Here is a 23,209-nt window from a genome sequence, read left to right as displayed (position 1 = left end):
GAAAGCTCCACGTGGACAAGCCTATGCCGTCCCGAGGCCGCGCACCTCCGCGCCCTCGGTCACAGGCCCGTCCGGCGGCGGATCAGCGGCGGGTCACCGGTGGGCCGCCGCCTGCTCCGCCCGGTCCGCCTTGGCCGCCTTGGCCGCGGCGGGCTCGGGCCCGGCCGTGCAGCTCTGGTCCGGTCCGGGCCGGCTCGCGGGGAGCCTCCCGGCGTCGAGATAGGCGGCGACGGCCCCGTCGACGCACTTGTCATCGGACAGCGAGACGCCGTGGTTGTGCCCGCCGGCCTGGACGAGCAGCCGGGACGTCGGGAACAGGCCGTGCATCTCAAGCGCGCCCGGATACGGGGTCGCGGCGTCCTCGGTGGCCTGCACCATCAGGATCGGCGGCAGCGCGGGGCCGCCCTCCACCCGCGGCGGCGGGCCGCCGGGAATCCCCCAGAAGGCGCAGGGCGCGTTGTACCAGGTGTTGCTCCAGGTCTCGAAACGGTAGCCCTGGCGGTAGAGGCGCTCGCTGTCGGCGTGCCAGCGCCCCCAGTCGCGCGGCCAGGCGGCGTCGCGGCACTGGACGGCGCTGTAGACCGTGTAGTTGTTCTGCTCGAGCCGCGACGGGGGCTGCCACGCCTTGCGCAGCGGCGCCGGGTCGTGCCGGACGGCGTAGGCCGACAGCGCCCTCGCGTGCGCGGCCCAGCCGTAGTCGCCGTAGCCGTCGGCGAGGAACACGTCGTCCAGCTCGGAGGGCCCGATCCGCCCGTCGAGCGGCTTGGCCTTGAGCTCGGCCCGCACCCTGGCGTAGGCGGCGGCGACCTCGGCTCCGGAGCCCCCGAGCCGGTAGGCCGCGTGGTGGCGGGCGATCCAGGCGAAGTACGCGTTGATGCGCTTCTCGAAGGCGACGTTCTGGTCGAGGTTGTCGCCGTACCAGACCCCGCTCGGCCGGACGACGCTGTCGAGCACCATGCGGCGGACCCGCTGCGGGTACATCGTCGCGTACACCGCGCCGAGGTACGTGCCGTACGAGTAGCCGAAGTAGTTGATCTTCTGCTGGCCGAGGGCGGCGCGGACGGCGTCCATGTCGCGGGCCCAGTCGGCGGTGCCCATGTGCGGAAGGATCCTGCCGTACCGGCGGGCGCAGTCGTCGGCGTAGCGCCGGGCCCCGTCCTTCCAGGCCTCCTCCTCCGCCGCGCTCGCGGGGACGGCGTCGGGGCGGGCGCGGCCCGGGTTCTGGTACTTCGGGTCGCAGACGAGTTCGGGCTCGCTGGCGCCGACGCCGCGCGGGTCGAAGCCGATCCAGTCGTAGGACGCGGCGACCCGCTTCGGCAGCGAGTCCGTGAAGAAGGCGGGCAGGTCGCGCCCGTGCGCGCCGGGCCCGCCCCGGTTGAGCAGCACCACGCCCTGGGACCGCGGCGCGGTGTGCGGGGCGCGGGTGAGTCCGAGGGTGATCTGCTCGCCGGCCGGGTCGGCGTGGTCGAGCGGCACCCGGAGGGACGCGCACTGCAGGCCCTTGAGCCGGGCGCCCTCCACCGGGTCCTTGGCGGGGCAGGGCTTCCAGGCGAGGCCGGCGGGCCTCGGCTCGGGAGGGGGCGCGGGCGCGGCGGCCACGGGCGCCCCCAGTGCGGCGGCCCCGGCGACCGCGAGCGCGGCCGCGACGGCCGCCGTCACCGCCACGGCCCTCTTTCCAGCGTCGGTCAGCACCTTCGCTTTCTACCGGTGGGACGGCCCGGAGTCGCGCATCCCGGGATCGCGCGATTCCACCCCCAAACGAGACCACCCCCGACAAGTCCCGAAAAGCGAACGCGGCGCGCCCGGCCCGCCCCGGAGAGGGGGCGGGACGGGCACGCCGCGCGACGGCGCGCTACCCGGGTGCCGTGCTACCCGGGGCTACCCGAGCGCCATGCGCCCGAGCGCTGTGCCACTGAACGCTGTGCCACTGAACGCTACGGGCGTCCGACCGGAAGGTCCTTGCCCGCGGAGGCCCGCGCGGCCTTCGCGGTCATGGCCGTCGGGTCGGGGTCGTTCAGCGCCGGGACGGCCTTGCAGTAGGCGTCCGGACCGCGGTGGCTCGCCGGCAGCGCGCCGGTGTCGAGGTACGCCGCGACCTTGTCGTCCAGGCACGCGTTGCCGTTGAGCGTGTTGGCGTGGGTCTTGCCGCCGACCTCGAACACCAGGCGCGAGGACGGGAAGACCTTGTGCATCTCCAGGCCGCCCGCGACCGGGGTGGCCGCGTCCTGGGTGGACTGGACGAGCAGCATGCCGGCCAGGCCCTTGGCGCCCTTCAGCCTGAACGCCGGACCGCCCTGGAACGGCCAGAAGGCGATCGGGGCGTTGAACCAGACGTTGCTCCAGGTGTTGAACCGGTAGCCCTGCCGGTAGAGCTTGGCGGCGTCGTTGTGCCACTTGCTCCAGCTGCGCGGCCACCGGGCGTCGGCGGCCTGGACGGCGTTGTAGACGGCGAAGCCGTTGTCGTCGCCGCCGGGGCTCATCCAGTCGAGGAGGCCGGAGGCGTCGTTGTCGTTGACCCACGCCGAGAGCGCCTGCGCGAACGGGATGTAGTAGCCCGTGTTGTAGCCGGCGGACAGCACCGTGTCGTCCAGCTCGTCCGGCCCCATCTGGCCGCCGATCGGCGCCTTCTTCGCGGCGGCGCGGACGGCGTAGTACTTGGCCTCGACCGCCTTCTCGGTCTTGCCGAGGTGGTAGAGCGAGTCGTACTTGGCCATCCAGGCCCACCAGGCCTTCATGTTGTGCTCGAAGGCCTTGTCCTGCTCCAGCTGGGCGTCGTACCAGACCGTCTTCGGGTTGACGTTGCCGTCCAGCACCATCCGGTTCACGCGCTTGGGGAAGAGCGTGGCGTAGGTGGCGCCGAAGTAGGTGCCGTACGAGAAGCCGTACCAGCTGATCTTGTCCTGGCCGAGCGCGGCGCGGATCGCGTCGACGTCGCGCGCGGCGTCGGTGGTGCGCATGTGCGGCAGCAGCCAGCCGAACTTCTTCGCGCAGTCCTGCGCGTACTTCCTCGACTTGGCGATCCAGGCCTTCTCCTCCTTGGCGGAGGAGGGGACGTAGTCCGGCCGGATCGGGTCGGAGAAGTGCGGGTCGCAGGTCAGCGCGGGCTTGCTGGAGCCGACGCCGCGCGGGTCGAAGCCGATGATGTCGTACTTGGCGGCGACGTCCGCGTGCCCGGTGCCGCCGATCCAGCGGGCGAGGGCCGGCGCGTACTGGAGGCCGGAGCCGCCCGGGCCGCCCGGGTTCACGAACAGGGTGCCCTGGTAGTTCTTGTCGTCGGTGTGCTTGAAGCGCGACACCGCGATGGAGATCTTGCGGCCGTTGGGCCGGCTGTAGTCGAGGGGCACCTCGACCTGGGCGCACTGCGCCTTGTTCATCGGGTCATTCGGGCCGCTGACCTCGCACTTGCCCCAGTCGATGCCCGTGGCCGCGACCGTGGCGGCACCGGACCGCCCGGTGTCCGCGCTGGCGGAGACGGCGTACCCCGCCCCGCCCGCCGCCACGACCGCAGCGGTCGCGACGAGAACGATCCTTTTCACTTGACCCCCTCAGATCGGCGACTCCGGGCCGGCGCCATGCCGGAGGGGGGTGCCGCCGATGCGTAGCGGAATGCGGATTTCCTGCGTGTGGCCGGCCATGCCGGACCCCGGGGATCGCTCCCCGGGGTCCGGTCCGCATGACCTGCGACCGGCGTCAGCGGATGACGTCGGACTTCAGCTGCGCGGCCTTCAGCGAGCCCGTGCCGCTCAGCGTCCGCGCGGTCGCCGTGGACGGCGGCTTCGGGTCACCGAGCTGCGGGACGTGGACGGTGCGCGCCGCCGGACGCTCTCCCCGCAGGAAGTAGGCGTCGAAGTAGGCGTCCACCTGGGCGGAGCCGCGGTGCACGATGCAGTGCGTGCGGTCGCCGTCCTGGACGACCAGGCGCGAGCCCTTGAGCCTGCGGTGCAGTTCCAGCGCGCCCGCGTACGGCGTGGCCGCGTCCGCGGTCGACTGGAACATGAGGATGTTGTTCGGCAGGTCGCGGGTGTGGCCGATGTTCACCGGCTTGCCGGCCTTGGCGGGCCAGAACAGGCACGGCGCGTTGAACCAGGCGTTACTCCACGTCATGAACGGGTGCTTGCGGTTCACACGGTCGTTGTCCCGCTGCCACTTCTTCCAGCTCAGCGGCCACTGCACGTCGGTGCACTCGGTCGCGGCGTACATCACGTAGCCGTTGTCGTCGGCACCGCCGGACGTCGGGGAACCGAAGGTCCCGACGAAGGTGGAGGTGTCGCCGGTCTTGTAGGCGGCGAGCCCGGCGGCGTAGCCGTGCCAGATGGCCTGGCTGCGGCGGTAGCCGGCGTTGAGCAGGACGTCGGTCAGCTCGTCGGGGCCGACGGCGTACTCCTGCCCGTCGAAGGTGGCGTAGGCCGGGTTCGACTTGAGCTTGTTTCGCAGGCCGTAGAAGAAGTCATGGACCTGGCGCTGCGTGCTGCCGAGGTGGTACACCGAGTCGTACTTGGCGATCCAGCCGAAGTAGTACTCGATGTTCTTGTCGAAGGCGACGTCCTGGTTGAGGTTGGCGTCGTACCAGACGTCGGACGGGCCGACGTTGCCGTCCAGCACCATCTTGTCCACGCGCTTCGGGTACACGGTCGCGTACGCGGAGCCGAGGTAGGTGCCGTACGAGGCGCCGTAGTAGTCGAGCTTGTCGTTGCCCAGCGCCTTGCGGATCGACTCCATGTCGTTGACCGAGTCGATCGTCTTGACGTGGTTCAGCAGCCCGGTCGTGTCGGCCTTGCCGCACGCCTCGGCGTAGCCCTTGGACAGCTTCAGCCACGTGCTGACCGACTTGCGGTCGCCGGTGCCGTAGTCCGGGCGCGGGGCGTTGGTGTAGTTCGGGTCGCAGGTGAGCGCCGGGACGCTCATCCCGACGCCGCGCGGGTCGAAGCCGATGACGTTGTACGCCTCGCGCATCGGGGCGGAGTTCTGCGCGAACACGCGAGGTCCGAACAGGGCGCCGCCGCCGCCCGGGCCGCCCGGGTTGACCACGATGTCGCCCTTGGCCGGACCGGATCCGGTGTGGGGCGTCTTGGTGAGCTGGATCGTGATCTTCTTGCCGTTCGGCTTGGAGTAGTCCATCGGCACCGACAGCTCGGCGCACTGCACGATCTTGGAGACCGGGTACAGCGCGTCGTAGTAGTCGTGCACCGTCTGGACGAAGTCCGCGGGGCAGGCGTGCCACTGGGCCGCGGCGGGGTTGAATCCTCCGGCCGTTCCGGCGGAGGGGCTCGCGGCCTGCGCGCTTGTGGCGGCGAGACCGGTGAGACCGAGCCCGGCCACCGCGGCCACGACAACAGTCCTCTTCACATATCCCCCTATCGCGCCGACTCTCGGTTGAGTCAGACATACGGGTCAATGAGCGAAGATTGTGGCGGTTCCGACTTCCGACCCGACAGGGGCCCATCACAGTGGATGCTGAATCGTGACAAGATCAGCGGAACTCTGTGATATCTGCGGACGTTCCGGTCCCGGATGCCCGCCTGCGACACGGGTTCCGGACATGCGAAAGCCCCGGGTCGCAGACCCGGGGCTCTGGGGTTTCGCTACGGCGCCGGCCCGCGGCGCCGGCCGGCAGGCGCGCCGCCGGCAGGCCGCTTCGTCAGCCGACCACCACGTCGGCGCCCGGTCCGGAGACCGCGCCGTTCTCGTCGATCTCGATGCCCATCTCGTCGGCGATGCGCATCGCCTCCTCGATCAGGGTCTCGACGATCTGCGCCTCGGGGACGGTCTTGACGACCTGTCCCTTGACGAAGATCTGGCCCTTGCCGTTGCCGGACGCGACGCCGAGGTCGGCCTCGCGGGCCTCGCCGGGACCGTTCACCACGCAGCCCATCACCGCGACGCGCAGCGGGACCGGGAAGTCCTTCAGGCCGGCGGTCACCTGCTCGGCGAGCGAGTACACGTCCACCTGCGCGCGGCCGCAGGACGGGCAGGAGACGATCTCCAGGCCGCGCTTGCGCAGCCCCAGCGACTCCAGGATCGCCGTGCCGACCTTGACCTCCTCGACCGGCGGCGCGGACAGCGAGACCCGGATGGTGTCGCCGATGCCCTCCGCGAGCAGCGCGCCGAACGCGACGGCCGACTTGATCGTGCCCTGGAACGCCGGGCCCGCCTCGGTGACGCCGAGGTGCAGCGGGTAGTCGCAGGCCGCCGCGAGCTTGCGGTACGCCTCGATCATCACGACCGGGTCGTTGTGCTTGACCGAGATCTTGATGTCGCGGAAGTCGTGCTCCTCGAACAGCGAGCACTCCCACAGCGCCGACTCCACCAGCGCGTCGGGGGTGGCCTTGCCGTACTTCTCCAGCAGCCGCTTGTCCAGCGAACCGGCGTTGACCCCGATGCGGATCGGCACGCCCGCGTCCTTGGCGGCGCGGGCGATCTCGCCGACCTTGTCGTCGAACTTCTTGATGTTGCCCGGGTTGACCCGGACGGCCGCGCAGCCCGCGTCGATCGCCGCGAACACGTACTTCGGCTGGAAGTGGATGTCGGCGATGACGGGGATCGGCGACTTGCGCGCGATCGCCGGCAGCGCTTCGGCGTCGTCCTGCGACGGCACCGCGACGCGGACGATCTGGCATCCGGACGCGGTCAGTTCCGCGATCTGCTGGAGCGTGGCGTTCACGTCGGCGGTGAGGGTGGTGGTCATCGACTGCACCGACACCGGGGCGTCGCCGCCGACCGGTACGTCACCGACCATGATCTGCCGGGACTTGCGGCGGGGCGCGATCGGATCGGGCGCCCCCTGCCCGTCGCCATCGCCGCGGACGCTCGGCATTCCCAGTGAAACGCTCATCCCTCTCCTCATGTTTTCGGCCCCGTACAAAGCCTAGGTGCCCCGCGCGGCTGAGTTGACGGCACCCGTCGTCCAACAGTGTGACCATATGACCACACTCGGTAAACATCGTGTGTCATTCCGGTAGTCGGAGGGGGTTGAGGAGGTCGGCGAGGATCAGCAGCACACCGAACCCCACCAGCAGCAGGATGGCCAGGTATGTCAAGGGCATGAGCCGGGTCATGTCCACCGTGCCCGGATCCGGCCGCCCCCTGACCCGATTCACGCCCGCCCGTGCCCGCTCGTAGGCGACGACCGCGAGGTGCCCGCCGTCCAGCGGAAGCAGGGGCAGGACGTTGAGCGCGCCGAGGAAGATGTTCACCGAGACGACGAGCGACAGGTAGAGCGTCAGCTTGTCGCGGGCGGAGCTCTGCGAGGAGAAGATCTGCCCCGACACCTCGGTCGCGCCGACCACGCTGCCGACCTGGCCGCCGGGCGTGCTCCCCCGCTCGGGCGAGAAGAGCTTCGGGACGGCGGACGGCAGGTCCGCCGCGGCCCGCCCGACGCCGGCGAGGGTGCGGCCGATGCCCTGCCCGGCGAACACGGCCGCGTTGAGCGGCCCGGTCCGCTCGTACCCGGCGCCGACGACCTTCGCCGCCATGCCGACGAACGGCCGCCCGTCCACGTCCGCGAGCGTGACCGGCAGCGCCACCGGCCGCGCCGCGCCCGGACGCGCGACCACCACGGTGACGGTCTGGCCCGGCTTCGCCGCGTCGATCGCCCTGGTGAGGTCGTTCCAGTCGGAGACCGGGTTGCCGTTGAAGGAGACGACGCGGTCGCCCGGGCGCAGGCCGGCCCGCGCGGCCGGGGAGGGCGGCCGGTCCCCGCCGCAGCCGCCGGACAGCGAGGCGGGCACGCAGCTCGTCACCTGGTCGACGGTGCTGGTCACCGTGCCGGACTCCCGCACCCCGACCGTCATGGCCATCGCCATCAGCAGCAGGAACGCGAAGGCGAAGTTGGCGACCACCCCGGCGGCGATGACGACGGCGCGGCGGCCGGCGGGCTGCCGGTAGAACGCGCGCGGCCGGTCGGCCGGGCTGATCTCCTCCAGCGGCGTGTAGCCGACGATCTTGACGAAGCCGCCCAGCGGGATCGCCTTCACGCCGTACTCGGTCTCGCCCCGGCGGGTGGACCACAGGGTCGGGCCGAACCCCACGAAGTACTGCGTGGCCTTCATCCCGAACCGCTTGGCGGTGAGCAGGTGCCCGCCCTCGTGGAGCATCACCGACACCAGCAGTGCCACCACGAAGGCCACCGCGCCGAGGAAGAAGGCCATCGCCCCTCCGGGTTCCTCCCGAGGCGGGTCCCCGGGTCAGGCGGTTGCGGTCAGCTCCCTGGCCCTGGTCCGCGCCCACGCGTCCGCCGCGAGGACGTCGTCGAGCGTCAGGCCGCCGGTGGTGCCCGAACCGTGCTCCTCCATTACCCGCGCGACAGTGTCGACTATCCCGAGGAACGGGAGCCGTTCCGCGCGGAACGCGTCCACGCATTCCTCGTTGGCGGCGTTGTAGACGGCGGGGACCGTCCCGCCCAGCTCGCCGGCGCGGCGCGCCAGCGCGACGGCCGGGAACGCCTCGTCGTCGAGCGGGAACAGCTCCCAGGTGTGCGCCCTGGTCCAGTCGACGCCGGGCGCGGCGTCCGGCACCCGGTCGGGCCAGTCCATGCCGAGCGCGATCGGCAGCCGCATGTCGGGCGGGCTTGCCTGCGCCAGCGTGGAGCCGTCGACGAACTCGACCATCGAGTGGATGAACGACTGCGGGTGCACCATGACCTCGATGCGGTCCATCGGGATGTCGAAGAGCAGGTGCGCCTCGATGACCTCCAGGCCCTTGTTGACCAGGGTCGCGGAGTTGATCGTGACGACCGGGCCCATGTCCCAGGTCGGGTGGTTCAGCGCCTGCTCCGGGGTGACGTCCGCCAGCTCGTCGCGCCCGCGCCCGCGGAAGGGCCCGCCGCTCGCGGTGAGCACGAGCCGCCGCACCTCCTCGGCCCGCCCGCCGCGCAGGCACTGGGCGAGCGCCGAGTGCTCGGAGTCGACGGGGACGATCTGCCCCGGCCGCGCCCGCTCCTGCACGAGGGGGCCCCCGACGATGAGCGACTCCTTGTTGGCGAGGGCGAGCGTGCGACCCGCGTCCAGCGCGGCCAGCGTCGAGGCGAGGCCGAGCGCGCCGGTCACCCCGTTCAGCACCACGTCGCACGGCCAGGCGGCGACCTCGGCGACCGCGTCCGGGCCCGCCACGATCTTGGGGATGGGGTAGGCGCCGGAGGCGTAGCCGCGCCGCTTGGCCTCGGCGTAGAAGGCGAGCTGGAGATCCTGTGCCGCGGACGCCTTGGCCACGGCGACGACGTCGGGACGGAACTCCAGCGCCTGCTCGGCCAGCAGCTCGACCCGCCCGCCGCCCGCCGCGAGCCCCGCCACCCGGAACCGGCCGGGATTGCGGCGGACCACGTCGAGCGCCTGGGTGCCGATCGATCCGGTGGAGCCGAGGACGACCAGCTCGCGGGCGGCCGCGTCGGGGCTTGAAGAAGGCATCACGCGTCCATTGTCGGGCATCGGACGCGCCGGGACCGCGCGGGCCGCTCAGCCGCCGTCCCCGTCGTGGGCGCGCCGCGCCCGCTCGACCTTCTCCATATTCTCGGCGGACCACTCCGCGAGGGCCGCGAACAGCGGCGCGAGGCTGCGCCCCAGCTCGCTGATCTCGTACTCGACGCGCGGCGGCACCTCCGGGTGGTAGGTGCGGACCACGAGCCCGTCGCGCTCCATCTGCCGGAGGCGCTGGGTCAGCACCTTCGGCGTGATCGTGCCGATACGGCGCTGCAGCTCCACGAACCGCTGGCGCCCGTACTCGTGCAGCGTCCACAGGATCGGCGTCGTCCAGCGGCTGAACACGAGGTCGACCACCGGGGCGATCGGACAGGCCAGCTCGGGGTCGAGCGCCTCCTCGGTCCTGGCGTCCATCATGGCGACCTCCCGGGTAGTCACTTTCTTCTAGGTACCTACTATATCCAGGATGCTAGCTTCGCCGGGTCGCACCGCGACGGCGCCGCCCTCCGGCGGCGCCAGTGCAGCTCAGGAGGAGAAAGCAATGATCGTTGTCATGGGCGCCACGGGGAACGTCGGACGGCCGCTCGTGCGGGCGCTGGCGGAGGCGGGCGAGCGGGTGCTGGCGGTGTCGCGCACCGATCCCGGCGATCTGCCCGAGGGCGTCGCGCACCGCGCGGCCGACCTCGCCGAGCCGGAGACCCTCCGGCCCGTCCTGGACGGAGCGGACGCGCTCTTCCTGCTCATCGCCGGGCCCCTGCTCGGCTCGCCTGAGGACCTGGACCCGCGCGCCGTCCTGGACGTCGTGAAGTCCGCGGGCGTGGAGCGGGTCGTGCTGATGTCGTCGCAGGGCGCCGGAACGCGCCCGACGGCGCACAGCCACAGCCACCTCAGGGCGTTCGAGGACGCCGTGCGGGAGTCGGGCCTCGGCTGGACGATCCTGCGGCCGGGCGGTTTCGACAGCAACGCGTTCGCGTGGGCGGCGCCGATCCGCGCCCACCGTGCGGCCGCCGCGCCGTTCGCCGACGTCGCGCTGCCGTTCGTCCACCCGGCCGACATCGCCGAGGTCGCGGCCGCCGTCCTGCGGGAGGACGGACACGAGGACCGCGTCTACGAGCTCACCGGGCCCGCCCCGGTCTCGCCGCGGGAGCGGGCCCGGGCGATCGGCGAGGCGCTGGGCGAGCCGGTGGCGTTCGCGGAGCAGACCCGGGAGGAGGCCCGGGAGCAGATGCTGGCGTTCATGCCCGCGCCGGTCGTGGACGGCACCCTGGACATCCTGGGCGAGCCCACCGCGGCCGAACGGCGCGTCAGCCCCGACGTGGAGAAGGTGCTCGGGCGCCCGGCCAGGTCGTTCGCGCGGTGGGCCGAGGAGAACGTCGCCGCGTTCCGGTGAGTCAGCGGGCCAGCGGGAGCCGGAGCACGAGGCGGGCGCCGTAGGCGCCGTCGGCGACCCGCACGGTCCCGCCGTGGGCCCGGGCGATCTCCCGCGCGATCGGCAGGCCGAGGCCGCTGCCGCCCTTGTCGCGGCTGCGGGCGGGGTCGAGCCGGGCGAAGCGCTCGAAGACGCGGTCCCGGTCGGCGGGCGGGATGCCCGGGCCGTCGTCGTGCACCTCGACGACGGCCCCGTCGCCGTCCGCGCGCGCCTCGACCTCGATCTGCGCGGCGGCGTAGCGCTCGGCGTTGGCGAGCAGGCTGCCCACCGCACGGGCGAGGCGCTGCCGGTCGCCCGCGACGACGAGGCCCGGCTCGGCCTTGACGACCGTCGGGACCGGCGGGGTGCGGCGCGCCGCCTCCGCCTCGACCAGCGCCCCGAGGTCGACGGGCTCCCGGACGGGGAGGTCGCCGGAGTCGATGCGGGCGAGGACGAGGAGGTCCTCGACGATGCGGTGCAGCCGGTCGATGTCGGCGAGCGACTGCCGCAGGGTGTCCGCGGCTTCGCCGTCGTCGGGGGCGGAGAGGGCCAGTTCGATGCGGGTGCGCAGCCCGGCGATCGGCGTGCGCAGCTCGTGCGAGGCGTCGGAGACGAACGCGCGCCGCTGCAGGACCGCGCGTTCCAGGCGGCCGAGCAGCTCGTTGACGCGCTCGGCCAGGCGCTCGATCTCGTCGCCGGTCGCCGGGACGGCGACGCGGCCGCTCGCGCCGTCCTCGGTGAGCCTGTCCAGCTCCCGCCGGAGCCGCTCCACCGGGCGGAGCGACCCGCGCGCGGAGTGCGCGACCCCCCACCGGGCCGACCCGACGGCCACCGCCGCGAGCCCGGCCATGACGGCCGCGAGCACCCCTGGGCGGCCGACGCCGGCGAGCACGTGAAGGGCGGCGGCCGCCAAGGCTATCGCGGCCACCAGCAGGGAGCCGAGTGCGGTGAACGGCGCCGACATCACACGCGCCCGAAGGGGGCGGGGCCTGTGCGGCCGGACTCGCCGATCATCGACGTTCCTGGCCGACATGCCTCCTTTGTACGCAACCACCCTCCAAAGGCGGGCAAAGCGCCCGGTCGGGGTCCGCATAGCCTGGCCGGCGGCCCCGCGGCCGGGGCGTCGACGCGTGCCTCGGCGCCGCGCATAGCCCCGGTGGCTCGCGGACGGCGGGGCGACACGTAAGGCTTTGCCGCCCTTTTCACCTTCCGTAACAGCCACAACACGCTCCCCCGCCTATAAAGGAGACACGTGATGGCGACTCCCACCGGGGGGATGGAGACATGGGCCAAACGGGCGAGCGGGTCGTCGACCCGCGGGGGTTGAGCACAGCCCAGCGCCTGGGCGACGCCTGCGTCGTCTGCCGCAAGAGGTGGCCCCGGCCGCGCGTCCGCGTCGGCCGCCTGCCGGACTCGTCCGGGGTGTTCGCGTGCGACGACTGCGCACCCGCCCCGCCGGTACCCCGCGCACGGCGGGGCCCCCGGGAGCCGCTCACGGGCGCCGGGCCGGCGGTGGAGGAGCCGCCACCGGCGCGGACGGCGGCGCACGGCGCCGCTGTCATGGAGATCTCTCCAGGGAGAGGGTGACCCGGGCGTTTCGGGGGGAAGTCCGGGACCACCCGTCAGGCGTGCCCGACTGGGGGCGGTCGGGCACGCCGGAGAGACTCTCCGGCGGACCTCAGGCCTTGGTGGCCTGGATCCAGGTCCGCGTCCACTCGGCGTAGTCCGTGCAGTCCTTCTTGTCAGACCCGCCGCCGCACGCCTTCGACGGCGCGTGCGCGAAGATGATCTTTCCCAGGTAGCCGCGGTCGCCGACGTGGTAGGCGGCGCAGAACCCTGACTTGAGGCGGTCGCCCGAGCACGCCTGCGGGTTGGCGGGCGCGACCCCGGTCCACTCGGCGACCTGCTGCTGGACGTCCGGCGAGGCCGTCCACTGGAGCCACTGGTACATGCAGTTGGGGTGCTCCGCGCGGGCGCCGATCATCCACGCGTCCATCCATCCGGTCGCGCCCTCGGCCGGGATGACGCCCTGGACGGGCCGGGACGCGCGGTTCAGCACGTCCAGGTGGTAGGGCCACGCCTGGCCGAGCACCGCCCGGCCCCCGGCGAACGCGCTGACGGCGTCGGCCGGACGGTCCCAGTACTCCCCCACGAACGGGCGCTGCGCGGCTAGGACCCGGCCGGCGGCGGCGAGCTGCGCCGGCGTCAGCGAGTACGGGTCGCGGATCTTGAGCTTGCGCTGCCTGCCCTTGAGGTAGAGCGCGGCCTCGGCGATCGCGAGCGGGCTGTCCCGCATGACGATCCTCCCGGCGTAGCGGCGGGCCTGGGCGGGGTCGAACAGCGCGGCCCAGCCCGCCGGCGGCGGGACGGTCCGGGTGTCGTACATCAGCAGGTTGGAGCCCCACACGTACGGAAGGCCGTAGTGCTTGCCGTCGCGTTCCAGGAGCTTGCGCAGCTTCGGTTCGAGCTTCTTGTAGCCGTCCACGAGGTCGGGGTTGATCGGGACGACCTGATTCTCCTCGACCAGCCGCCCGGCGACCTCCGGCGGCGCGGCGACGCCGTCGTAGCGGCGGTTCCCGTCGCGCATGAGGTCGGCCATCTCCTCGGGCGTCTTGACGACCTTCATCCCGATCTTGCAGCCGGTGCGCTCCTGGAAGGGGGTGACCCAGTCCACGCGCGGGTCGGTGGCACCGCTCTCCACCGAGCCGGGCAGCGTGAGGAGGTTCAGCGCCCCCTCGCCGGGGCCGAGGGTGCTCATCACCTTGGCGACGCCGACGGGCTTGTCGTCCCCGCCGCTGCAGCCGCCGAGCACCGCGGCGGCGAGCGCCGCGGCCGCCGCCAGGGCCGTCGCCGCCTTGACCCGTGCCGTGGCCGTCAGCCGCATGTCGCTCCCGATCCGTGCCAGGGCCCTCCCCCTCGTGAACGGGCCCGTCGGCGCAGCGTAGCGTCTCCGGCACGGCCGGACGCATCCGCCCCGGCGCCGCGCGCCGCCTCTCGGCGCCTCCGGCCGCCATTGCGCGCGTCGTCGCGGATACGGACGACGTGATCGGCGCTCTGGCGGAACTTTCCCGCCGACCCGGGGCCTCCATGGCCGGAATTACCGAAGATCGCGACTCTTTCGCCGACCGGTCTACTTTCCGGAAGGTGAGAACACCATGACCATTTCCGCACTCTTCAATGCGTATTCCGGCCGAGCCGGTGAGCGGGAGACCACCGGGGCCCCGGGGGACGACGGGTGCTGGCGTCCGCGCCATACACGGAGGTTGCTGGAGAGGATATGGCGCGGGCCGGCGTCCTGCCCGGGGCCGCGGCGGCACCGGTGGGCGTGGCGGGGGGTGGGGAACAGCGGATCACCGTGGGGTGCCGCCCGGCCACGCGATCACCGGTACCCGGCCTGACGGCGGCGGTGTGACGCCCTCGAGACGGAGGAGGTTCGAGGGACGCCGCACGTCCTGCCGGGTGTCGCGGGGCGGCCGCGCGCGGCCGCCCGGAGGCGCCGGCCCGCCGGCCGGCCGCCGTGTCGGCGCGGCGCCCGCGACCACCTCGATCCGCGCGATGAGCCGCTGCGGGGTGTCGGCCTCGAGGAAGTCGCCGACGTCGCGGTCCTTGGGCGGCAGCGCCCACCAATGGCCGGTGAAGAGGCCGAACCAAATGGTCCAGCCCGGGAATCGCCTTCCGAGGGCGTCCACCTCGGCGGCGTGGTCGCCTGCGGTCATAGCGCGGCTCTCCTGCACGTCCGGCTCCACCGGCCCGCGGCCCGGAGACCACGGGTTTCTGACTGCCGACCCTGACTTTTGAATTCTCCCCAATTAATGGAGACAGTCAGATTGTGTCGCCGGACACAGACCCCGTCAATGGGGTGGAGCCATTATTCACCCGGCCGTCCCGGACGGAAATTGACAACGGTAAAACGCGCTCGGTAGGTAATTCCCGCTCCGCTCCTCAGCCGCTGGTGGGGAAGCCGAGGTTCACCCCGCCGTGGGACGGGTCGAGCCAGCGGGCGGTGACGGCCTTCGTCCGGGTGTAGAAGTGCACGCCCTCCATGCCGTGGGCGTGGCTGTCGCCGAACAGCGAGTCCTTCCACCCGCCGAAGGAGTAGTAGGCCATCGGCACGGGGATCGGCACGTTCACGCCGACCATGCCGACCTCCACCTCGTTCTGGAAGCGGCGCGCGGCCCCGCCGTCGTTGGTGAAGATCGCGGTCCCGTTGCCGTACGGGTTGGCGGAGATCAGCTCCATGGCCGCGTCGTAGGAGCCGGCCCGCACGACCGACAGCACCGGCCCGAAGATCTCGTCCTTGTAGGCGTCCATGTCCGGGGTGACGTGGTCGAGCACGGCCGGGCCGAGCCAGAACCCGCCGCCGGCGCCGCCAAGGACCTCCGGGTCGCGCCCGTCGACGGCGAGCGTGGCGCCCTGGGCGACGGCGCCGTCCAGGTAGGAGGCCACCTTGTCCCGGTGCGCCTTCGTGACGAGCGGCCCCATCTGCGCCTCGGGGTGGTCGCCAGGGCCGATCTTGAGGCCGGCGACGCGCTCCCTGATCCTGGCCGTCAGCTCGTCCCCGACCGGGTCCACGGCGACCACGACGGAGATCGCCATGCACCGCTCCCCCGCCGAGCCGAAGCCGGCCGACACCGCGGCGTCCGCCGCGAGGTCGAGGTCGGCGTCCGGCAGCACGAGCATGTGGTTCTTGGCGCCGCCGAGCGCCTGCACCCGCTTGCCGTTCGCCGCCGCCGTCCCGTAGATGTAGCGGGCGATCGGAGTGGAGCCGACGAAGCTGACGGCCCGCACGTCCGGATGGCGCAGCAGTCCGTCCACCGCCGCCTTGTCGCCGTGGACGACGTTGAACACGCCGTCCGGCAGCCCCGCCTCGGCCCACAGCTCCGCGAGCCGGACCGACGCCGACGGGTCCTTCTCGGACGGCTTGAGCACGAACGTGTTCCCGCACGCGATCGCGACCGGGAACATCCACATCGGCACCATCGCCGGGAAGTTGAACGGGGTGATCCCGGCGGCCACGCCGACCGGCTGGAGGATCGAGTAGGCGTCCACCCGCGAGGAGACGTTCTCGGAGAACCCGCCCTTGAGCAGGTGCGGGATGCCGCAGGCGAACTCGACGACCTCCAGTCCGCGGGCGACCTCGCCGGCCGCGTCGGAGACCACCTTGCCGTGCTCGGCGGAGATCAGCCGCGCCAGCTCCGCGCGGTGCGCGTCGACCAGCTCGCGGAAGCGGAACAGCACCTTCGTGCGCTGCGAGAGCGAGGCGTCCCGCCATGCGGGGAAGGCGGCCTTCGCGGCGGCCACGGCCGCGTCGACCTCCCGGTCCCCGGCGAGGCCGACCCTCCCGGCCACGCGGCCGGACGCGGGCTCGTAGATCTCGCCCCACCGGTCGCCCTCCCCGGCGAACGGCTTCCCGCCGATCCAGTGCGTCACATGCTTGGTCATGCGTCCTCCCGGTGAGGGGACGAGCCGCGCCCTGCGGCGACGGCGGTCCCGTTCACGTCCTCCAGCGATGCGACCAGGATGCCGAGGCCCTCCTCGGCCTCGTCACCGGTCAGGGTCAGCGGCGGTGCCATGCGCACCACGTTGCCGTACAGGCCGCCCTTGCCGACCAGCAGCCCCCGCTCGCGGGCCGCCTCCATCAGCGCGGCGGCCAGCGGCGGGCTCGGCTCCCCGGTCTCCGGATCGGCGAGCTCGACCGCGAACATCAGCCCCTTGCCCCGCACGTCCGCGACGATCGGGAACCGGCCGGCCGCCGCCGACAGGCCCCCGATGATCTTCGCTCCCTGCCGGGCCGCGTTGGCCCGCAGGTCGTGGTCGAGGACGTAGTCGAGCGTGGCGTTCGCGGCGGCCATCGACACCGGGTTGCCGCCGAACGTGGAGATGCCGACCGCGTGGAGGCCGTCCATGAGGTCGCCGCGCGCGACGACGCCGCCGACCGCGAAGCCGTTCCCGAGGCCCTTGGCGAACGTCATCACGTCCGGGGTCACGCCGTGGTTGTCGATCCCCCAGAAGCCCTGGCCCGTCCGCCCCCACCCCGTCTGCACCTCGTCCGAGATGAACAGGATCCCGTGCTCGTCGAGGACGCGCTTGTAGGCCGCGAACAGGCCGTCCGGCGGCATCGTGAAGCCGCCCACGCCCTGGATCGGCTCGGCGATGAGCGCGGCGACGTCGCCGCCGGTCGCGGTGGCGAGCACGTGCCGCAGGTCCTGCGTGCACGCGTCGATGTACTGCTCGTCCGACATCCCGGCGAACTGCGGGAGCCGCCGGTCGGCGCCGTGCAGGAAGTGGACGTCCAGCGGGGAGTACGGCAGGTTCGTCCAGCCGCGGTTCCCGGTGACGCCCGTCGCGGCGAACGACCGGCCGTGGTAGCTCTGCCGCATCGCGAGGACCTGGTTGCTGCGCCGCGCGTAGGCGGCCAGCAGCAGCGCCGTCTCGTTGGCCTCGGTCCCGGAGTTGGTGAAGAACACCTTCGCGTCCGGGATGCCCGAGAGGCGGGCGATCTTCTCGGCCAGCTCGATCTGGCCGCGCAGCAGGTAGGCGGTGGAGGTGTGCACGACGCCGGTGGCGAGCTGGCGCTCGACCGCGTCCCGGACCTCGGGCACGTCGTACCCGAGCATGTTCGTCAGGATGCCGATGAAGAAGTCGAGGTAAGTGTTGCCCTCGGCGTCGGTCACGCGGTTGCCCTTGCCGCCGACGATCTCGATGGGGTCCCGGTAGTTGAGCGCCATCCAGGACGGCATGACCGCCCGGTGGCGCCGGAGCAGGTTCGCGTGTTCCGACATGCCCCAAGTCTGGTTTCCCGCGGGCGGCCGCGGCCACCCGCAGAGTGTCAGGACCGCGGGGCTCCGCTTAACGGTCTGCTGGCGGCTGACACCCTGTAACGACCGCATCAGCGCTGCTGACACCCTGTCCGGATATCATCGCCGGTGATGCTGCCCACTGTCGACGACGTCCTCCAGCTCGACGCGGTGCGCCGCGGCCAGCCGCACGTCGTCGCGGGCGCGGACCGCACCGGCAACCGGGTCCGCTGGGTGCACGTCGCCGAGGTCACCGACATCGCGCACCTGCTGCACGGCGGCGAGCTCGTCCTCACCACCGGGATCGCGCTGCCGGACGAGCCGGAGCGGCTGCGCGCCTACATCGCCGACCTCGCCGAGGTCGGCGTCAGCGGTCTGATGATCGAGCTGGGCCGGCGCTACGCCAGCGTGCTGCCGCCCGCCCTGATCGCCGCGGCCGAGGAGTTCGGCCTGCCGGTGATCGTGCTGGCGCACGAGCCCGCGTTCGTCGACATCACCGAGTCGGTGCACGCCCGGATCGTCCAGGAGCAGTTCGCCGAGCTGCGCGCCTCCGAGCAGCTGCACGAGATCTTCACCCAGCTGTCGGTCGAGGGGGCCTCCACCGACGAGGTCGTCCGGCAGGTGGCGGCGCTCGGCGGGCACCCGGTGGTGCTGGAGAACCTCGCCCACCAGGTCCTCGCCGCGGACGCCGGCGGCGCCGACCCGGCCGAGCTGCTGTCGGCGTGGGAGACCCGGTCGCGGGCCGTCCGGCCCGGCCGCCGCACCGGCTACGACGAGGCGTCCGGCTGGCTGGTCACCATGGTCGGCGCGCGGGGGGAGGACTGGGGCCGGCTCATCATCGACCTCGGCTCGCCGCCGACCCCGCGCGAGACCGTGCTGATCGAGCGGGCCGCCACCACCCTCGCCCTCGGCCGGCTCCTCGACCGGCACGCCGAGAGCGTCGAGCGCCAGGCGCACGGGACGATCATCGCCCGCATCCTCGCGCACGCCTACTCCGACCCGCAGGAGGCGGCGGCCCGCGCCCGCGCCCTCGGGGTCCCGCTGTCCGGCCGCCGGCTGCTCGGCGCGGTGCTCCGGCACCGCGGCCCCGCCCTGACGCGGACCGCCCCGCCCGTAGGAGAGCTGTCGCAGCTCGCCGAGACGGCCGCGTCCGCCTGCAAGGACGCGCGCCTCGCCGCGCTCGTCGGCGTCCTGGACGAGGGCGGCCCGCAGGCCCGCGTCGGCGTGCTGGCCTCCCTGCCCGCCCGCGCCGACGTGGAGACCGCCCTCACCGAGGTCGCCACCCGGATCCGCGAGCAGTCCGGCGACACCGTCATGGCCGCCGGCTCGGTGGTGGAGACGATCCGCGACGTCCGCCGCTCCTTCCTGGAGGCCGAGCAGGTCGCCGACGTCGCGGCGCGCGGCTCCGGGGCCCGCCTCTTCTACCGCCTGCCCGACCTGCGCCTGCGCGGGCTGCTGCACCTCCTCCGCGACGACGTCCGCGTGCAGACCTTCGTCGAGCGCGAGCTCGGCCCGCTCCTGGAGTACGACGCCCAGCGCGGCAGCGACCTCACCCGCATCCTGGAGCTCTACCTGGAGTCCGGCCGGAACAAGGCCGTCGCCGCCCAGCAGGCGCACCTGTCCCGCCCCGCCTTCTACGAGCGGCTCCGCCGCATCGAACGGGTCCTGGACGCCGATCTCGACGACGTGGAGTCGTGCGTGTCCCTCCATGTGGCGCTGCTGGCCCTGTCGTCGGTCCGCTGGGAACGGTCCTGGTCCGGGGCCGGTGACCGGTGAAGGCCGTCCGCGGCGGCCCCGCCCCGCCTACCCTTTAGGCCATGGCGGACGCGGTACTGCACGTTCATCGGTACGGAGACCCGGGCGGAGCGCCGGTGGTCATGCTCCACGGGGTCTGCGGTCATGGGGCGCGCTGGCGGCGGACCGCCGAGCGGTACCTGCCGGACCGCTCGGTCCTCGCCCCCGACCTGCGCGGCCACGGGCGGTCGACGCACGAGCCGCCGTGGACGGTCGAGCGGCATGTGGCCGACGTCCTGGCGGTGATGGACGCCGAGGGGGTCGCGCGGGCCGACCTCGTCGGGCACTCCTACGGCGGGATGATCGCGCTGCATCTGGCGCGGACCGCCCCGCGGCGGGTGCGGCGCCTCCTGCTGCTGGACCCGGCCATCGGCCTCGACCCGGCGGTGGCCGGCCGCGAGGCGCGCGCCCACCTGTCGCCGGCGTCCTTCGCCGACGCCGCCGAGGCGCGGGCCGACCGGGCGGCGCGCTGGCCGGCGGCGCCCCCGGAGGCCGTGGACGAGGAGGTCGCCGAGCACCTGGAGCACGGGCCGGACGGGCGGCTGCGGTGGCGGTTCGAGCCCGCGGCCGCCGTGACCGCGTACTCGGAGATGGCCCGCCCCCACCTCGCACCGCCCGCTGACATGCCCACCCACCTGGTCATCGCGACCGAGGCCGACTTCGTCCGGCCGGAGTTCGTGGTCGACCTGCGCGCAGCGCTCGGCCCCGGCCTCGTGATCAGCGAGATCCAGGCCGGGCACATGCTCTACGTCGACCGCCGGGAGGAGACCGGCACCCTGCTCGCCGCGTGGCTCAACGGAGGCGGCGCCGGCCGCTGAACGCCGGCAGGGTCAGCGGGGTGTGCAGGCCCGGCGGCGCCTCGGCCACGGCGGTCACGGCGCTGGCCATGCGCAGCGCGGCGGACTCGGCGGCGCCGGGCCCCGCGAGGTCCATCCGCCAGGGCGGCTCGCCGTCGATCTCGACGCGGTGGCCCTCCGTCCCGCCGGACGGCGGCGCGGGCCAGTGCGGGGCGATGTCCGCGCGCAGCCGGGCGACGTGCTCGACGGTGATCACGGGACGGCCGCGCAGCAGTCCCGACACCTGGAACCGCAGCCCGGCCAGGGTCCCCTTGGCGACGTGCCCGGCGTCATCGGGCGCCGGGCACGACTCGTAGGTCTCGCGCACGTCGTCCAGCGGCACCGCCAGGTGCTCGGCGAGGAGGCGCACGACCGGCCCCCAGGTCCGTCGCGGGCCGCCCGGCCGGACGATCGGCGGACGGTGCCCGAGGGGGCCGCCGAAGCCGAACCGGTCACCGGCCTCGGGATCGTCCTCGCAGGTGAACCGGGTGATCGTGACGCCGTGCACGCGCCGGCAGCCGCCGCTCAGCAGCAGCGGGAGCACGTCGTCCACCGGGCCGGGCGCGAGGGTGAGGCAGGCGGCGCCGCCGGTCGCGCAGGCGGACCGCAGCCGGCGGACGAGGGCCCGGTCGGCGGAGGGCGGATGGACCAGCGAGGGCAGGGCGTCCGACACCACGCCGGTGCCCGCCTCCAGGATGCGGCACAGCTCCCCGGCCACGTCCCGGGCGCGGGAGTCCGTGTGGCAGACGACGTGGGGGCGCCGGGCCAGGAGCGCCGCCGGGTCCTCGGTGGCGCGGATCCCGGCGGGGCGGCCGCTTCCGGCCAGCTCGGCCGCGTCGACGCCGGCGTGCCGGGGGTCGGTGGCGACGACCCCGGCCAGTTCGAGGTCCGGGTGCCCGAGCAGCGCTCCGAGCGCCGACCTGCCGACGGACCCGGTGCCCCACTGGCCGACGAGATAGGACATACCACCACCTTTTGACCAAGCGCTCGGTTGACCGCGCGCATTCTAGGCACGCCGGTCCGGCCAGAACGACCCTCCCCGGGGACGTACATCCGTGCAGGCCGGGAAGGAACATCTGGTGACACTTCGCGCGGGTGCACGCACGTTCGGGGTGGAAGAGGAACTGCTCCTGGTCGACCCGGACACGGGCGCGCCCCAGGCACTCTCCGGCTCCGTGATCCACTACGCCCGCCGCCATGACGAGCTGTTCCTGACCGGCGGGCGGCGCTCCAAGGCGCTGGAGACCGAGCTCCAGCGCGAGCAGGTGGAGACGGCCACCCCGGTCTGCGTCTCGCTGGACGAGGTGTCCGACCACGTCCGGTCGGCGCGGATCGCGGCGGCCCAGTCGGCGGCCGGGGTGGGCGCCGCCGTCGCCGCGCTGGCGACCTCGCCGGTCAGCGTCCGCCCGTCGCTGACCCCGTCGCACCGCTACCTGCGGATGGCCGACGCCTACGGCCCCACCGCCGACGAGCAGCTCACCTGCGGCTGCCACGTGCACGTCGGCATCGAGTCCGCGGAGGAGGGCGTCGCCGTCCTCGACCGGATCCGGCCATGGCTGCCCCCGCTGCTCGCGCTCAGCGCGAACTCCCCGTTCTGGCAGGGCGCCGACACGGGCTCCGACAGCTGGCGGCACCAGGTCTGGGGCCGCTGGCCGTCCAGCGGCCCGACCGAGCTGTTCGGTTCGGCGGAGGCCTACCGGGCCACCGTCAAGGCGCTGCTCGCGACCGGCGCCCTGGTGGACGAGGGCATGATCTACTTCGACGCCCGGCTGTCCCGGCACTACCCGACCGTGGAGATCCGCGTCGCGGACGTGTGCCTGGAGGCCGACGACGCCGTGCTGACGGCCGCGCTGGTCCGGGCGCTCGTCGAGACCGCCGCGGACGCGTGGCACCGGGGCGAGCCGCCCGACCCGGTGCGCGCGGACCTGATGCGCCTGGCGATGTGGCGGGCCGGACGCTCCGGCCTGCGCGAACAACTCGTCCACCCCCGCACCCACCTCGCCGCCCCCGCCCGCGAGGTCGTGGAGGCGCTGCTCGACCACCTGTCCCCCGCGCTCGACCGCGCAGGGGACCTCGACACCGTCACCAAGCTCCTCCGCGGCGTCCTGGAGCGCGGGAACGGGGCCCGGTTCCAGCGCGCCGTCTACGCCCGGACCGGTGACGTGCCGAGCGTGGTCACCGCCGCCGTCCAGGAGACGGTGTCGGTCTGAGGGAGGGCGGGTGCGGATCGGCGCCGGAGCCGCGGTCGTGCGGCCCCGGCGCCGGGTGCGGTCAGGCCGTGCGGTCAGGCCGTGCGGCGCTTCTGGAAGGGCAGGTAGCGGTCGGCGCGCCGGTGCCGGGCGAGCAGGCCGGTGGACTCGACCGCGAGGATGCGGTCGAAGCGGAAGGCGCGCACGCCGCGGCGCATGCGGCACCAGCCGACGAGGTACCAGTGGTCGCGGTGGACGAGGCAGGTGACCGGCTCGACCTCGCGGATCGTGACGTTGGCGCCGGCGTCGCCGTAGCAGAGCCGGACGACGCGGTGCTCGGTGATGGCGGCGGCGATCACGCGGGCCCGGTCGGAGGTGGAGGCGTCCAGGGGCGCGGTGAGGGTGGCGAGCGTGGTGGTGACCACGTCGTCGTGCGGAGCGGCGTCGAGGAGGGTGTGCAGGGCGCGGCGCGCGGTGGTGGCCTGCGGGCCGCCGCCGAGGTGCGCGAGGGAGAGCGCGAGGGCGGCGATCTCCGCCGCCGTGAGCGCGGGTGCGGTGTGCACGGTAGGCGCGGACTGGGGGTGCGTCGCAACGTTCGCCATGGTTCGATCATACGTTCGAACACTGACATTTTGGAGGTTCCGGCGCGGGTGGACGCGGCGCGCGGCGCACCGCGGGCCGGTCCGGAGCGTTGATCGGCTTCGCGCTTGAGAAGGCGGCCTCGCATGGTGAAAACTGAGGCTCGGAAAACATGCTCTATTCGGGGGAATCA

The 23,209-nt window shown here is 73.3% G+C and carries 18 protein-coding genes; 4 read left to right on the top strand and 14 right to left on the bottom strand.

From position 1 onward, the window contains the following. Nucleotides 1–93 precede the first annotated feature (93 nt). From ABWI07_RS27170 to ABWI07_RS27140, 7 genes are all read right to left on the bottom strand, one after another. Nucleotides 94–1,692, bottom strand: a complete 1,599-nt coding sequence (locus ABWI07_RS27170; protein ID WP_149257752.1) for an alpha/beta hydrolase — start codon at nucleotides 1,690–1,692, stop codon at nucleotides 94–96. A 242-nt stretch (nucleotides 1,693–1,934) separates the two neighbouring features. Next, nucleotides 1,935–3,536 (bottom strand): alpha/beta hydrolase, encoded by a 1,602-nt coding sequence (locus ABWI07_RS27165; RefSeq protein WP_353820191.1) that lies wholly within the window; start codon nucleotides 3,534–3,536, stop codon nucleotides 1,935–1,937. A 154-nt stretch (nucleotides 3,537–3,690) separates the two neighbouring features. Then, nucleotides 3,691–5,346, bottom strand: a complete 1,656-nt coding sequence (locus ABWI07_RS27160; RefSeq protein WP_149257753.1) for an alpha/beta hydrolase — start codon at nucleotides 5,344–5,346, stop codon at nucleotides 3,691–3,693. Between the two features lie 292 nt (nucleotides 5,347–5,638). Next, entirely contained in the window at nucleotides 5,639–6,832 is a 1,194-nt protein-coding gene (ispG, locus tag ABWI07_RS27155; protein ID WP_502912857.1) for a flavodoxin-dependent (E)-4-hydroxy-3-methylbut-2-enyl-diphosphate synthase, read from the bottom strand. 115 nt (nucleotides 6,833–6,947) lie between these two features. Further along, complete coding sequence (locus tag ABWI07_RS27150) at nucleotides 6,948–8,147, bottom strand: M50 family metallopeptidase (RefSeq protein ID WP_353820190.1); 1,200 nt, start codon at nucleotides 8,145–8,147, stop codon at nucleotides 6,948–6,950. Between the two features lie 36 nt (nucleotides 8,148–8,183). Beyond that, complete coding sequence (dxr, locus tag ABWI07_RS27145) at nucleotides 8,184–9,401, bottom strand: 1-deoxy-D-xylulose-5-phosphate reductoisomerase (protein WP_353820207.1); 1,218 nt, start codon at nucleotides 9,399–9,401, stop codon at nucleotides 8,184–8,186. A 48-nt stretch (nucleotides 9,402–9,449) separates the two neighbouring features. After that, nucleotides 9,450–9,851 carry a winged helix-turn-helix transcriptional regulator gene (locus ABWI07_RS27140; RefSeq protein WP_353820189.1) on the bottom strand — a complete coding sequence of 134 codons (402 nt, stop codon included), beginning with the start codon at nucleotides 9,849–9,851 and terminating at the stop codon, nucleotides 9,450–9,452. A gap of 103 nt (nucleotides 9,852–9,954) precedes the next feature. On the opposite strand from ABWI07_RS27140, the gene ABWI07_RS27135 reads away from it, so the two are divergent. Beyond that, a complete protein-coding gene (locus ABWI07_RS27135) occupies nucleotides 9,955–10,803 on the top strand; it encodes an NAD(P)H-binding protein (RefSeq protein WP_149257757.1) in 849 nt (282 codons plus the stop codon). Between the two features lies 1 nt (nucleotide 10,804). Here the strand turns inward: ABWI07_RS27135 and ABWI07_RS27130 are convergent, their stop codons facing one another. From ABWI07_RS27130 to ABWI07_RS27105, 5 genes are all read right to left on the bottom strand, one after another. Further along, nucleotides 10,805–11,785 (bottom strand): sensor histidine kinase, encoded by a 981-nt coding sequence (locus ABWI07_RS27130; RefSeq protein ID WP_160160855.1) that lies wholly within the window; start codon nucleotides 11,783–11,785, stop codon nucleotides 10,805–10,807. A 714-nt stretch (nucleotides 11,786–12,499) separates the two neighbouring features. Further along, nucleotides 12,500–13,705: an ABC transporter substrate-binding protein gene (locus tag ABWI07_RS27120; RefSeq protein ID WP_353820188.1), complete on the bottom strand. Its 1,206-nt coding sequence runs from the start codon at nucleotides 13,703–13,705 to the stop codon at nucleotides 12,500–12,502. Nucleotides 13,706–14,171: 466 nt separating this feature from the next. Continuing rightward, nucleotides 14,172–14,537, bottom strand: a complete 366-nt coding sequence (locus ABWI07_RS27115; protein WP_149257761.1) for a hypothetical protein — start codon at nucleotides 14,535–14,537, stop codon at nucleotides 14,172–14,174. A gap of 226 nt (nucleotides 14,538–14,763) precedes the next feature. Continuing rightward, nucleotides 14,764–16,263 carry a CoA-acylating methylmalonate-semialdehyde dehydrogenase gene (locus ABWI07_RS27110; RefSeq protein ID WP_149257762.1) on the bottom strand — a complete coding sequence of 500 codons (1,500 nt, stop codon included), beginning with the start codon at nucleotides 16,261–16,263 and terminating at the stop codon, nucleotides 14,764–14,766. Then, nucleotides 16,260–17,603: an aspartate aminotransferase family protein gene (locus tag ABWI07_RS27105; RefSeq protein WP_353820187.1), complete on the bottom strand. Its 1,344-nt coding sequence runs from the start codon at nucleotides 17,601–17,603 to the stop codon at nucleotides 16,260–16,262. The genes ABWI07_RS27110 and ABWI07_RS27105 overlap by 4 nt, the downstream gene beginning before the upstream one ends. A 147-nt stretch (nucleotides 17,604–17,750) precedes the next feature. Between ABWI07_RS27105 and ABWI07_RS27100 the strand changes: the two genes are divergently transcribed. Together ABWI07_RS27100 and ABWI07_RS27095 are read left to right on the top strand one after the other, a co-directional pair. Next, on the top strand, nucleotides 17,751–19,394 hold the full coding sequence (locus ABWI07_RS27100) for a PucR family transcriptional regulator (RefSeq protein ID WP_149257764.1): 1,644 nt from the start codon (nucleotides 17,751–17,753) through the stop codon (nucleotides 19,392–19,394). Nucleotides 19,395–19,435: 41 nt separating this feature from the next. Beyond that, nucleotides 19,436–20,230, top strand: a complete 795-nt coding sequence (locus tag ABWI07_RS27095) for an alpha/beta fold hydrolase (RefSeq protein WP_353820186.1) — start codon at nucleotides 19,436–19,438, stop codon at nucleotides 20,228–20,230. On the opposite strand, the gene ABWI07_RS27090 is transcribed toward ABWI07_RS27095, so the two are convergent. Next, nucleotides 20,205–21,212: an NAD(P)H-dependent amine dehydrogenase family protein gene (locus tag ABWI07_RS27090; protein ID WP_353820185.1), complete on the bottom strand. Its 1,008-nt coding sequence runs from the start codon at nucleotides 21,210–21,212 to the stop codon at nucleotides 20,205–20,207. The two genes, ABWI07_RS27095 and ABWI07_RS27090, sit on opposite strands and share 26 nt — an antisense overlap. Before the next feature lie 115 nt (nucleotides 21,213–21,327). Here ABWI07_RS27090 and ABWI07_RS27085 point away from each other — a divergent pair, with 115 nt between their 5' ends. Next, nucleotides 21,328–22,458, top strand: a complete 1,131-nt coding sequence (locus ABWI07_RS27085) for a glutamate--cysteine ligase (protein WP_353820184.1) — start codon at nucleotides 21,328–21,330, stop codon at nucleotides 22,456–22,458. A 74-nt stretch (nucleotides 22,459–22,532) separates the two neighbouring features. Here the strand turns inward: ABWI07_RS27085 and ABWI07_RS27080 are convergent, their stop codons facing one another. Then, on the bottom strand, nucleotides 22,533–23,039 hold the full coding sequence (locus ABWI07_RS27080; RefSeq protein WP_149257768.1) for a helix-turn-helix transcriptional regulator: 507 nt from the start codon (nucleotides 23,037–23,039) through the stop codon (nucleotides 22,533–22,535). Between the last annotated feature and the right edge of the window lie 170 nt (nucleotides 23,040–23,209).

The organism is Actinomadura sp. NPDC000600, from assembly GCF_040492135.1.
In the GTDB taxonomy this organism is placed as follows: Bacteria; Actinomycetota; Actinomycetes; order Streptosporangiales; family Streptosporangiaceae; genus Spirillospora.
This window is presented reverse-complemented; position numbering and strand designations above follow the sequence as displayed.